Raw genomic sequence first — 12,846 nt, forward strand, 5'->3', positions numbered from 1 at the left:
CCCGTGAACGCCCGCCCCCGCACCACCGCCAAGGCCCCTGTCCCCGCCTCGCGGCGCGGCGTCCTGTTCGCGGGGGCCGCGCTGGCCTCGGGCGCCGCCCTGACGCTGACGGGCTGCGGCTCCGACACGAAGAACGCCCCGAAGGACAGCGCCAAGAGCAGCACCGGCGCGGCCGGCGGCTTCCCGGTGACGGTGCCGGGCCAACCCGGCCCGCTCACCGTGAAGTCGGCGCCGAAGCGCGTGGTGGCGTACGGCAACGGCCGCGACACCGACCTCGCGCTCGCACTCGGCGCGAGCCTGGTCCTCGCCAACCGCAACGGCAGCTTCGCCGACGGGCGTTCACCCTGGGCCCGCCCCGGCAGCGGCGTCACCCTCGTCGACAGCACCGCCGGGCTGCCGCTGGAGAAGATTGCCGCCGCCCGCCCCGACCTGATCCTGGCCGCCGACGACTACGCCCTCCAGGACGACTTCGCGAAGCTCAAGGCGATCGCCCCCACGCTCGGCGTCAAGTCGGGCATCGGCAAGGACACCTGGGACGTGATGGCGCAACGCGCCGGGCAGGCGCTGGGGCAGAAGGCGAAGGCGGACCACCTGGTCGCCCAGGTCAAGGCGAAGATCGCCGGGGTCCGCACCGACCACCCCGAACTCGCCGGCAAGACCTTCACGTTCGGCCCGGTCACGGCCGGCCAGGTCTACACGATCAGCAGCCCCACCGACGCCTCGGCGGTCTTCTTCAGCCAGCTCGGCATGGAACTCGCCCCGCAGGTCACCAAGTTGCCCGCGAGCAGCACGCCGGGCCGCTCCCAGATCTCCGCCGAGCGGCTGGACCTGCTGGAGGCCGACGTACTGATCCTCACCTACCCCACCCCCAAGGACCAGGCCGCCTTCGAGAAGGGCGCGCTCTTCCGCAACCTCAAGGCGGTCAAGCGCGGCTCGTACATCGCCCTGGACTTCAAGACCGCGATCGCCGTCGCCTTCCCGTCCGTGCTGAGCATCCCCTACGGGCTGGACAGCACGGTGCCGCAGCTGGTCAAGGCCGTGGCGGCCGCCTGATGCGCCGGACACGGCAGCAGGGCGGGACGCGGGACGCGGCGAAGGCGGCGCAGGAGACGCGGGAAGCCGAGGCGCGGGCCGATCTCGCGGACATCCAGCGGCCGGTACGGGGCCGGGTGACGGCCGCCGCCGTCATGGAGGCGCTGGCGGCCGCACTCGCGGTGGCGCCGATGGTGGCCGTCGTCGAACTGGCCCGGCGGCTGCTCGCCGGGGTGGACGCGCACGGCCGGTGGAGCGGCGACGCCGGCGGGCTGTGGACGGTCACCTGGTGGGCGGCCGGGCTGCTCGCCGCGCGGCTGGTGCTGTCGCTGCTGGCCGCGCTGGTCAGTCACCTCGCCGACGCGGACCTGGCGATCGCGCTGCGCCGCGCGCTCGCCGACCACCTCGCGGTGCTGCCGCTGCGCTGGTTCGCCGGCGGGGTCTCGGCACAGGTCAAGACCGTGGTGCAGGACGACGTGGCCGCGCTGCACCACGCCGTGGCCCACGCCAGGGGCGACCTCGCGGCCGCCGTCGCGGGCCCGGCCGTCATCGTCGGCTACCTGCTGTGGGCGGACTGGCGGCTGGCGCTGCTCACCGTGGCGCTGGTCGGCGGCGCGCAGACGATCCGGATGCGGCTGGCCGCGAAGACCGCGGAGCCGCTGCGGCGGATCGGCGCCGCACGGCTCGAACTGTCCGCCGCCACCATCGAGTTGGTGCGCGGCATCGCGGTCGCGAAAGCGTTCGGCGGGCAGGGCGCGCCGCGCCGCTTCACCGCGGCCGCGGCGGAGTACGCCGACGCGGGCGAGGCGGCGCAGGCCGGGTTCGCCAAGCAGCGCGGCCTGACCCGGGCGACGGTCGCCCCGACCACGGTGCTGCTGCTCGTCACCGGGTGCGGCATCGCGCTGGTCGCCGCGGGCTGGACCGACCCGGTGCGGGTGATCGCGTTCGTCCTGCTGGGCCTGGGCCTGTTCGAGCAGCTCACCCCGATCTACGCCGCCCGCGACCAGGCCCGCCGGGCCCGCGCGGCCGCGCACCGCGTCGCGGGGCTGCTGCGCGAACCGGCCGAGGCGGTGCCCGAGCACCCCGCGGTGCTCGCGCCCGCCCCCGGTACGGCGCCCACGCTCACCTTCGACGCGGTGCGCTTCGGCTACACCGAGGACCGCGAGGTGCTGCACGGTGTGGACGCGGTGCTGCGGCCCGGCACCGTCACGGCCGTGGTCGGGCCGTCGGGCGCGGGCAAGTCCACGCTGGGGATGCTGCCCGCCCGCTTCCATGACGTGACCGGCGGCGCGGTACGGCTGGACGGTGTCGACATCCGCGAGCTGGACCGGGCCGAACTCCACCGCCACGTCGGGTTCGTCTTCCAGGACGTGGTGCTGCTGCGGCAGTCCGTCCGCGACAACATCGCGCTCGGCGACCCCGGGGCGAGCCGGGAACGGGTCGAGGCCGCCGCCCGCGCCGCAGCGATCCACGACCGCGTCTGCCGGCTGCCGCGCGGCTACGACTCGGTGGTGGGCGAGGACGCGCGGCTGTCCGGCGGCGAGGCGCAGCGGGTCTCCATCGCCCGCGCGCTGCTCGCCGACACCTCGATCGTGGTCCTGGACGAGGCGAGCGCCTTCGCCGACCCCGAGTCCGAGGCCGCCGTCCAGGACGCCGTGGCCCGCCTGGCCGCCGGCCGCACCCTCCTGGTCATCGCGCACCGGCTGCGCACCGTCGTGGACGCCGACCAGATCCTCGTCCTCGACGCCGGCGAGATCGTCGAACGCGGCACCCACGAAACGCTGTTGGCCGCCGACGGACCCTACGCCCGCATGTGGCGCGCCCAGCACCCGCCCGCCCCGAAGGCCGAGGCCGCCGCGGCCCCACCGGCGCACTCCGCCGCCAACTACGGCACGGTGGCGGCAGGTTCGGCCGCCGGGACGAGGGGCGTGACCGCCCCGGTCCACCCGAACGGCGACGAGCCCGCCGCCGACCCGGCCCCCTCCGACCAACCTGTCGCCGCCAACGCCCTTGCACTGGCGCCCGGTTCGCCCCTCGAAGCGAGGACCGCGACCGCGCCCGGCACCGCGGCGCCCATCGCACCGACAGATAGCACCACCACCGACGCGCCCCGCCCTGACCACACCAACGCCCCCACACCGGCGAGCAGTTCGCCCCCCGAGGCGAAACCCGCGACCGTCACCCCGGCCACCGACACCGCCACCGGCATCGCACCGCCCCGGCACACCGTTGCCGCCGGCACGGCACCCTCTGACCGTCCGGCCGAAAAAGCCGCCCCGCAGGGGCTTCTGGGGATGTTGGGGCGGGTGCTGGGCGACGGGCGGCGGCGGCTGGTCGCGGGGCACCTGGCGGCCACCGCGGTGTACGCGGTGAGCGAGGGCGCCGCGTTCGGCCTGCTCGTACCGCTGCTGACCGCGCTGCTGTCCGGGGACGCGGGCCGGGCCGCACTGTGGCTGCCGGCCGAGGCCGCGGCGGTGGTGGTCGGCTGGTTCGCGCACTACGCGATGGAGATGCGCGCGCTGCGGCTGTCGGCGGCCTGGCAGCGCGGCCTGTACGCGAAGCTCGGCGCGCACGTGGTGCGGCTGCCGCTGGGCTGGTTCGACGAGCGCAGGACGGGCGAGCTCCCCCGGCTGATCGGCCCCGGCGTGGAGACGGTGACGCTCGGCGTGCGGCTCGCGCAGGTGCTGGTCGGCGCACTGCTGACGCCGGCCGTGATCTTCGTGTTCCTGCTCTGCTACGACTGGCGGATCGCGCTGTCGGTGCTGGTCACCGTCCCGGTGGTGCTCGCGGTGTTCGCGGTCGCCCGGCGGGTGACGGACCGTACGGAGGCCGAGCACGACGCGGCGGCGGCCGAGGCGGGCGCGCGGCTGGTGGAGTTCGCGGGCGCGCAGCCGGTCCTGCGGGCGTACGGGCGCGGCGCGGCCGGCCGCGGGCTGCTGGGCGGGGCGCTGGAGGCGCAGCACCGGGCGGCGCGGCGCGAGGTGCTGGGCGCCCTGCCCGGCCAGAACCTCGGCCGGCTGGCGATCCAACTCGCCTTCACCGCCGTGCTGGTGGTGGGGATGCGGCTGGCGACCGGCGGGGACGTGGGAGCGGCGCGGCTGGTGGCGCTGCTGGTGCTGGGTGTGCACTTCCTCCAGCCGTTCTCGGTGGTGGCGGGCGCCGCGAGCGGGCTGCGCGCCTGCCGGGCGGCGGTCGCGCGGGTGGCCGCCGTCCTGGACACGGCGCCGCTGCCGGAGCCGGCGCAGCCCGCGCCGCTGCGGGCGGCGGACCGCCCTGGCCCGCCCTCGGTCCGGCTGTCCGGTGTCCGCTTCGGCTACGGCGACGCCTCCGCGCCGGGGTACCGGCCGGTGCTCGACGGCGTGGACCTGGAGGTGCCGGCCGGCCGCACCGTGGCGCTGGTGGGGCCGTCGGGCGCGGGCAAGACCACCGTCACCAAGCTGGTCGCGCGCTTCTTCGACGTGGACGGCGGCCGGGTGGAGGTCGGCGGCCTCGACGTGCGGGACGTGGCGTCGGCGGAGCTGACCGGGGCGGTGTCGCTGGTCTTCCAGGACGTGTACCTCACCGACGACACGATCGAGGAGAACATCCGGCTCGGGCGGCCCGACGCGACCGGCGAGGAGGTGCGGGCCGCTGCTCGGCGGGCCCGGGTGGAGCCGATCGCGGAGCGGCTGCCGGACGGCTGGGCGAGCCGGGTCGGCGAGGGCGGGCGGCTGCTGTCGGGCGGTGAGCGGCAGCGGGTGGCGATCGCGCGGGCGCTGCTGAAGGACGCGCCGATCGTGCTGCTGGACGAGGCGACCTCGGCGCTCGACGCGGAGAACGAGGCGGCGGTCCACGAGGCGCTCGCCGAACTCGGCGCCGGGCGCACCCTGTTGATGGTCGCGCACCGCCTGACCACGGTCGCGGGCGCCGATCTGATCGCGGTGCTGGACGGCGGCCGGGTGGTGGAGAGCGGTACGCACCCGGAGCTGCTGGCGCGCGGGGGACGCTACGCGGAGCTGTGGGCGCAGTACGAGCGGGCGCGGGGGTGGCGGATCGCCGCGGTCCCGGCGCCGGACCCGGAAGCGGACGCGAACACCACGCCGAACCCGAAGGCAGGGCCGGATGCCACGCCGAACCCGGAAGCAGGCCCGGACGCCACGCCGGCCCCGAAGGCAGGCTCGGGCTCCGACGTCGGCTCGGCCTCCGGCTCGGGTGCCGGCTCGGCCGGGGGTACCGCCGCCGATACCCCTGCGGCCGCTGGTGCGGGTGGTCCGGCGGCCCGGTCCGCGCCCCGCGGGGTGGAACCGTGACGCCCGATCTGTCGTTACCTACAGCATGACCGCAATGACGCCTGGCTCGAATGTGCCGCTCTCCGTACCCCGAGTGGTGGTCGACGTCACCGCCCCGGTGCGGCTCGACGTGTCGGGCCTGCTCCTCACCGCCGACGGCAAGGTGCGCTCCGACGACGACTTCGTCTTCTACAACCAGCCGCAGGGCCCCGGGGTGAGCCACCACTCCGGCGGCCGGTCGGCGCCGGACTCGATCGAGGTGGACACCGCGGCGGTGCCCGCCGAGATCGACAAGATCGTGGTGACCGCCAGCATCGACGGCGGCGGCGTCTTCGCCGGCACCACCCCGACCGCGACCCTCCGCGGCACCGACGGCTCGGTGGTCGCCACCTTCGCGCCCGCCGGGCTCGGGCCGGAGACGGCGCTGGTGGTCGTGGAGATCTACCGGCGGGGCGGCGCGTGGAAGGTCCGCGCGGTCGGGCAGGGGTACGCCAACGGGCTGGCCGGGATCGCCACCGACTTCGGGGTGAGCGTCGAGGAGCCCGCGGCCCCGGCCGCGCCGCCGGTGGCGCCGCCCGCGGCCACGCCTCCGCCGCCTCCGGCCCCGCCCGCCGCTCCCCCGGCGGCGCCGTTCTCGGCGCCCCCGTCCGGACCGCCGGCCACGCACCTGCCGCCGCCCCCGCAGGGCGCGCCCGCCGCCCAGTTCCCGCCGCCCCCGGGCGCGCCCGCGCCCGGCACCGGCACCGGCACCGGCACCGGCACCGGCACCGGCAAGATCAGCCTCGACAAGGGCCGGGTGAACCTCCAGAAGAACCAGACGGTCTCGCTCGTCAAGGGCGGCCGCCCGGTGCTGACCCGGGTGAAGATGGGCCTGGGCTGGGAGCCCGCATGGGGCGGCCGCTCGATCGACCTGGACGCCTCGGTTCTGGTCTACGGGCCGCAGCGCGAGCACATCACCAGCTGCTACTTCGGCCGGCTCACCGTGCTCAACGGCGCGATCCAGCACTCCGGCGACAACCTGACCGGGGCCGGCTCGGGCGACGACGAGGTCATCACCATCGACCTCGGCGCCCTCCCGCCGAACGCCACCGGCCTGGTCTTCACCGTCAACTCCTACAGCGGCCAGAAGCTGAACAAGGTCGCCAAGGCGTACTGCCGGCTCTTCGACGCGAGCACCAACGAGGAGATGGTCCGCTTCGACCTCACCAACGGCGAGGCCAAGCGCGGTGTCCTGATGGCGAAACTGATCCGCCAGAACTCCGGCGAGTGGGACATGACCGCCCTGGGCACCTTCGCCGACGGCCGCACCGCGCGCGACATGGTCAACCCGGGCGCCGCCGCCCTCTGACCCGCCCGCCACCCGCCGCCCGTTCGAACAAGCGGCCCGGTTCCCGTACGGGACCGGGCCGTTGGCATGCCGACACCGAACAAAATGTCATGGTCACCTAAAATTTACCGTTGACTGTCTACCCGCATAGACCTGAGGACGGGACGCTGGACGGGCAACCCCCCGACACCTTCCGACCCTCTAGTCACGGGAGCGCTCAGCCATGCCCAAAACCCGTCTCCTGCGCGGCCTCTGCGCGTCAGCCGGGGCAGCCCTGCTCACGGCCACCCTCCTGCTCACCAGCAGCGGTACGGCCCAGGCCGCGCTGCCCACACCCATCGCCGCCTCCACCGCGCGGACGTACCTCTCGGGGATGACCGCGACGCCCGAGACGCACGCGTCCACCTACGACCGGGACCTGTTCCCGACCTGGATCACGATCTCCGGGACCTGCGACACCCGCGAGTACGTCATCAAGCGGGACGGCTCGAACGTCGTCACCGACAGCTCCTGCAAGGCGACTTCGGGGAGTTGGACCAGCCCGTACGACGGCGTCACCACCACCGACCCGTCGACCTTCGACATCGACCACCTGGTGCCGCTCTCCGAGGCGTGGGACTCCGGCGCGTGGGCGTGGACCACCGCGCAGCGCCAGGCGTTCGCCAACGACACCACCCGGCCCCAACTCCTCGCGGTCTCCGCGCACTCCAACCGCTCCAAGGGTGACGACGACCCGGCGGAGTGGCTGCCCCAGGCGTCCTACCAGTGCACCTATGCGCGTGCCTACGTGCAGGTCAAGCACTACTACGGTCTGACCGTGGACAGCGCCGAGAAGTCCGCGCTCAGCTCGGTGCTGAGCGGCTGCTAGCGGAAACGATCCCTCGCCGGGAACGCCGGAAAGCGGCGCCCCGGCCCCGGGTGGGCGGCCCCCTTCGCCGCCCACCCGCGCCGCGTCGCGCGGTCAGGGGCGGGAGCGGGCCTTGAAGGCGGCTTTGCGGGAGGCCTTGGCGGTGGGGCGGTCGGGGTGGAGGCGGCCGATGGCTTCGAGGACCGCAGCGGTGGCCGGGTGGTCGACGCGCCAGGCGTCGGCGAAGAACTCCTCGTGGCGCGCGACGAGTTCGGTGACGAGGGAGGCGAGTTCGTCGCTGTCGCCGTCGGCGGCGAGCTGGGCCGCGATGGTGTCGATGGTCAGCCAGTACACCATGTCGGTGGTGGGCGCGGGCACGTCGGACGCGCCGCGCTCGGTGAGCCAGACGCGGGCGAGCCCGCCTAGCCGGGGGTCGTCGAGGACGTCGCGCACCGCGTTCTCCGCCTGGGCGCCGATCAGCGCCAGCACCTGCTGGCAGACCAGCCGCCGGGTCGGCCCGTCGGCGCCGTCGTCCTGCGCGGCGGCGAGCAACTCCGCGGCCGCCTTGGCCGGTTCGCGCCGGTCGAGCCACAACTCCGCCTCGGCCCGCAGCCCGTGGTCGGGGTAGCCGCCGAGCGCGCCGAGCAGGTCGTCGGCGCTCACCCCGGCGAGGTCGCCGAGCACCGGCGCGTACGCCCCGGCGTCCGTCAGCCGCTCGCGGACGCCGTACGTACCCAGCGCGGTGAGCCGGACCGCGCCGTAGCGGGCGATCTCGTCGTCGTCCGGCTCGTCGGGGCCGCCGCCGAGCGCGGCCACCTCGTCGTCGGTCTCCTCGATCAGCGCGTCGTCCATCGGCGTGTACGCGACCAGGCCGGTGCCTTCCAGCAGCCGGAAGTGCCCGTCCAGCCGGAGCATCACGGCGGTGACCTCTTCGAGGACCTCCTCGCTCGGCTGCTCCGCCTCCTCCTCGGGCAGCACCAGGGAGGCGGCGAGCACCGGCAGCGGGACCGCGGGGCCGCCGCCGTCCGCTTCCTGCTCCGCTGAGCCGGCCGCCGCCTCGCCGTCCTCCATCGCGGACAGCGCGTACAGGTTGACCAGCGCCGCGTCGAGGAGCTCGGCCTCCGCCTCGGCCTCCCGGTCCGCCTCCTCGACGCTCACCGGAAGGCCGTCGCCGCCCAGGTCACCGGCCAAGTCGCCGTCCAGGTCGCCCGGCAGGTTGTCGAAGTCCGGCGCGGTGGACTCGGCGAGCGCACACTCCAGCATGCCCAGCCACAGGTCCAGCACGTCGTGCGGATCGGCCCCCGCGGCGCCCTCGGCCCCTCCCGCGCCCTCCGCGGCGGCGACGCCGCCGCCGATCCGCGCGTACAGCTCGCCGGGGACCGCCCGCCCGGCCGCCTCGCCGGGCGGCGTGGACTCCTCGGCCTCCTCCTCGATCTCCAGCACGAGCAACCCGGTGTCCACCGCGATGCCCCACGCCTGCGCGGCGTCGGCCTGCCCCTCGCCACCGGCCAGGCCCAACTCCTCGGCCGCGGCCACGAGTTCGTCGTCCAGCAGCTCGCCCATGCCGTCGACGCGCCGTTCCTGTCCGGCCCATCGGGTCAGCCGCAGCGCGCGGTCGAGCAGCGGCGCGGCCAGCGCCCGCCCGGCGAGCACGTCCACGGACAGCAGCCGTACCGGCGGCAGGGCAAGGGGACTTGCGGACATGGTGCGGGCTCCCATTCGGCTTCAGGAGGCGAGGATACGGTCAAGGCGGCGGCTCCACGGACCGCCGCAGCCGCCCGCGGCGGCGGCCACCGGCGCCCGGTGGCAGCGACGGCGGCGCACAACGGCCGCTGCGGACCAGCCTATTGCCGTCGCGGCACATCCCCGGAGCCACCACCCGGCGGATCGGGTACGGCCCGCAGTATTCATCCATCCGCAGGACGCCGTTCACTCCGCGCCGCGCACCCCGTCGCGTACGCTACGTGCCGCCCCGGGGTAGGAAGTCCGAACGGACGGGCCCGGGAGAGGGCGGCCGGCGGCGGACGGGGCAGGTGACATGAGCGAGGACGGCGGCATGGACGGCGACGGCGTGCACGGGCCGACCGGACCGGACGGGCTGGACGGATCGACCGGGCTGGACGGGCCGGACGCGTCGGTAACGGCAGCCGGCACCGGGCTGGCGGTCGCGGCCCACGGCGTGGCTCGGCGGGTGCGGGGCGGCCGGGACATCCTCAGCGGCATCCATCTGGCCGTCGCCCCGGGCGAGTTGCTGGCGCTGGCCGGCGGCAGCGGCTCGGGCAAGACCACCCTGCTGGAGATCCTCGCCGGGGTCCGGCCGCCCTCGCGCGGCCGGGTGCTGCATGACGGCGCCGACCCGGCCGGGCTGCGGTCCGCGCTGGGCTACCTGCCGCACGGCAACCTGATGCACGAGGACCTCCCGCTGGTGCGGGCGCTGTCCTACGCGGCGCGGCTGCGGATGCCCGCGGGCACCGGCAGGGAGCGGCGGGCCGCCGCGGTGGACGGCGCGATGGCCGCGGTCGGGCTGTCCGCGCGGGCCACCCAGCGGGTGCGCACCCTCAGCGAGGGCGAGCGGCGCCGGGCGTGCATCGCGGTGGAGCTGCTGACCCGGCCGCGGGTGCTGTTCCTCGACGAGCCGACCACCGGGCTCGACCCGGCCACCGGCGCCGGGCTCATGCGGACCCTGCGGGACCTGGCCGGCGAGGGGGTGACGGTGGTGCTCACGACGCACGCGCCCGCCGACCTCGCCCGCTGCGACCGGGTGCTCTTCCTCACCCCGGACGGCCGCCCCGGCTACCTCGGCCGCCCGAAGGACCTGACCACGGCGTTCGCGGTGCCGAGCGTCGAGGAGGTGTACGCGGCGGTGGCCCGCCGGGGCGCCCGCGACCTCCCGGAACTGCCCGAGCCCGACCCGACGCCGGCCCCGGCGCCGGAACCGGACCTGGTGCCGGACGCTCGGGAGCGTCAAAGCATCTCCCCGCAGCGGCCGTTGGGCGCGGTCGGCCAGTGGTGGCTGCTCACCCGCCGCAGCACCGAGCTGATGCTGCGCAGCCGGCTGACCGCGGCCGTCGTGGTCGGCTCGCCGGTGGTGATCGCCGCGATGTTCGCGCTGCTCTTCCGCCCGGGTGCCTTCGACCCGGCCGCGCCCAGCCCGGGTTCGGCGGCGATGATCCTGTTCTGGATCGCGTTCGGCGGCTTCTTCTTCGGGCTGAACTACGGCCTGCTCCAGGTCAGCGCCGAACTGCCGGTGGTGCGCCGGGAACGGCTGACCGCGCTGCGGCTGGGCCCTTACCTGCTGTCGAAGGCGGCGCTGCTGCCGCCGGTGCTGGCCGGGGCGGACGCGCTGCTGCTCGCGGTGCTGCGCGGGCTGGACCGGCTGCCGGCCGCCGGGTGGGGCACGTACGGGTCGCTGTTCACCACGGTGCTGCTGGCGTCGGCGGCGGCGCTGGCCCTGGGGCTGCTGGCGTCCTCGTCGGTGGCCGAGCCGCAGCAGGCGACGCTGATGCTGCCGCTGCTGTGCTTCCCGCAGGTGCTCTTCTCCGGTGCGTTCGTGCCGGTGCCGCAGATGGCGTGGGCGGGGCGGGTGCTGAGCGCGGCGATGACCAACCGGTGGGCGTTCGAGGCGCTGGGCGGCGGGATCGGGCTGCCCCGGCTGTGGGCGCACGGCGCCTCGCCGCTGGGGCCGCCGCTGCTGGCGTCCTACGGCGACTCGTTCGGGCGGTCGGTGTGGGTGGACTGGCTGCTGCTGGCGGGGTTCGCCGCGTTGTTCCTCGCGGCGGCGTGGGCGGTGCTGGCCGGGCGGTGCCGTACGGTCGGCCGGCCCGCGCGGAGCACCGGGGCCGGGGCCGGGAAGGGCGCCCGGACGGCAGCGGTCAGCACACCAGCCGCGGGCTGAGCCCGGCCGGGTCCGGGGTGCGGTCGCGGTAGGTGGCGGCCGCGAAGTCCAGGAAGGCGGTGACGTCGGCGCGGTTGGAGGGCAGGCCGAGGGAGACCCGGACCGCGCCGCCGGAGGGCAGGCCGAGGCGGCCCAGGTAGTCGTCGATGGTGCCGGTGGCGGTGCGCACCGCGCCGTCCAGGGTGCGCCGGTCGATCGCGAAGGCGGCCTCTCCGGTGCCCGGGTTGCAGAAGCAGCCGGTGCGCAGCGAGATGGTGCGGGCGGCGCTGTCGCGCGCGACGATCCGCTCGTCGATGACGGCGCCGGACGGGTCGAGCAGGTTGAGTGCCACGGTGCCGCCGCGGCCGTCGGTGCCGGGCGGGCCGTAGACGCGGGCCAGCGGCGCGCCCGAGGAGTGCCGCAGCCCGGCCAGCCCGGTGAGCAACTGGCCGGTGAGCGCGGTGACATGGCGGTGTATCGCGTCGATGCCGACCGACTCGACCCAGTCCAGGCCGACTTCGACATCGGGGATGCTCAGGTAGTTGACGGTGCCGTCCTCGAACGCGGCTTCCCCGTCGGCCATGTGGTGCCACTGGCCCTGGGCGCTGGCGACGTGGATGGTGCCGCCGGAGAACCAGGGGCGGCGCAGCCGGGCCAGTGCGTCCCGGCGGGCCAGCAGGCAGCCGACGCCGGTCGGGTAGCCGAACACCTTGTACCAGCTCACCGCCACGAAGTCCGGTCGCAGCTCGGACAGTTCGAGCCGGTTGGCCGGCACGTAGGCGGCCGCGTCCAGCAGCACGTCCCACCCGGCCGCCTTCGCCCGGGTGATCCACGCGAGCGAGTGGCGTACGCCGCTGAAGTTGCTCTGCGCGGGGTAGGCCAGCAGGCCGCCGCCCGGCGGCGGGTCGGCCAGCACCGCGTCCATCGCGTCCTCGTCCACGCCGAGCAGGGGCGCGCGCAGCGGTACGTACACGGTGTCGGCGCCGCGGCTCCTGGCGTACTCCCGCAGGCCGTTGACGGAGTTGTGGTTGTCCAGGGTGAGGACCAGCCGGGTGCCCGGCGCGAAGGGGTACGCCTCGCCGACGAGCCGGCAGGCGCCGGTGGCGTTGGCGGTGAACACCACCGCGTACTGCGCCGGGTCGGCGTCGAAGTGGGCGAGCACCCGGCGGCGGGCGCGCTCCACCAGCTCGCCCGAGGCCGCGGAGGCGGGGCTGACGGAGTGCGGGTTGCCGTAGCAGCCGGCGGTCACGCGCGCGGCGTGCGCCCGCAGTTGGGCCCTCGCGGGCAGTCCCGCGCCGGTGAAGTCGAGGTAGACGTGGCCGCCCTCGTCCAGGTAGCGGTATCCGTCCGCCGCGGCGCGCAGTGCGTCGATGGTCCGCATCCCAGGCTCACCGCCCTTCGCTCCCCCGAGCAGTTCCTCCCCCAGCATGCCCCGGGCCCGTGACGCGCGGAAGGGTGGCGCCTGTTCGGGGTCGTGTTCGTCCAGCCGCCCGTCCCC

The 12,846-nt window shown here is 75.6% G+C and carries 7 protein-coding genes; 5 read left to right on the forward strand and 2 right to left on the reverse strand.

The window, feature by feature from the left end; translation table 11 throughout:
- Window positions 1-3 precede the first annotated feature (3 nt).
- The 4 genes from AC3ERT_RS23275 (at window position 4) to AC3ERT_RS23290 (ending at window position 7,495) form a co-directional block, all read left to right on the forward strand.
- Window positions 4-1,053 (forward strand): ABC transporter substrate-binding protein, encoded by a 1,050-nt coding sequence (locus tag AC3ERT_RS23275; protein WP_435176554.1) that lies wholly within the window; start codon window positions 4-6, stop codon window positions 1,051-1,053.
- Window positions 1,053-5,321, forward strand: coding sequence for an ABC transporter ATP-binding protein (locus AC3ERT_RS23280; protein ID WP_435176556.1), 4,269 nt, complete (start codon window positions 1,053-1,055; stop codon window positions 5,319-5,321). Before AC3ERT_RS23275 ends, AC3ERT_RS23280 begins: the two co-directional genes overlap by 1 nt.
- A 34-nt stretch (window positions 5,322-5,355) precedes the next feature.
- Complete coding sequence (locus tag AC3ERT_RS23285; protein WP_435176558.1) at window positions 5,356-6,648, forward strand: TerD family protein; 1,293 nt, start codon at window positions 5,356-5,358, stop codon at window positions 6,646-6,648.
- 202 nt (window positions 6,649-6,850) lie between these two features.
- Entirely contained in the window at window positions 6,851-7,495 is a 645-nt protein-coding gene (locus AC3ERT_RS23290) for an HNH endonuclease family protein (protein WP_335973364.1), read from the forward strand.
- Between the two features lie 93 nt (window positions 7,496-7,588).
- Here AC3ERT_RS23290 and AC3ERT_RS23295 read toward each other — a convergent pair whose 3' ends face one another.
- Window positions 7,589-9,178, reverse strand: a complete 1,590-nt coding sequence (locus AC3ERT_RS23295; protein WP_435176560.1) for a hypothetical protein — start codon at window positions 9,176-9,178, stop codon at window positions 7,589-7,591.
- Window positions 9,179-9,512: 334 nt separating this feature from the next.
- Here AC3ERT_RS23295 and AC3ERT_RS23300 point away from each other — a divergent pair, with 334 nt between their 5' ends.
- Entirely contained in the window at window positions 9,513-11,369 is a 1,857-nt protein-coding gene (locus AC3ERT_RS23300) for an ATP-binding cassette domain-containing protein (protein WP_435176562.1), read from the forward strand.
- Here AC3ERT_RS23300 and AC3ERT_RS23305 read toward each other — a convergent pair.
- Window positions 11,347-12,729, reverse strand: coding sequence for an aminotransferase class V-fold PLP-dependent enzyme (locus tag AC3ERT_RS23305; RefSeq protein ID WP_435176598.1), 1,383 nt, complete (start codon window positions 12,727-12,729; stop codon window positions 11,347-11,349). The two genes, AC3ERT_RS23300 and AC3ERT_RS23305, sit on opposite strands and share 23 nt — an antisense overlap.
- Window positions 12,730-12,846 lie beyond the last annotated feature (117 nt).

It is taken from the genome of Actinacidiphila sp. bgisy145 (assembly GCF_057708125.1).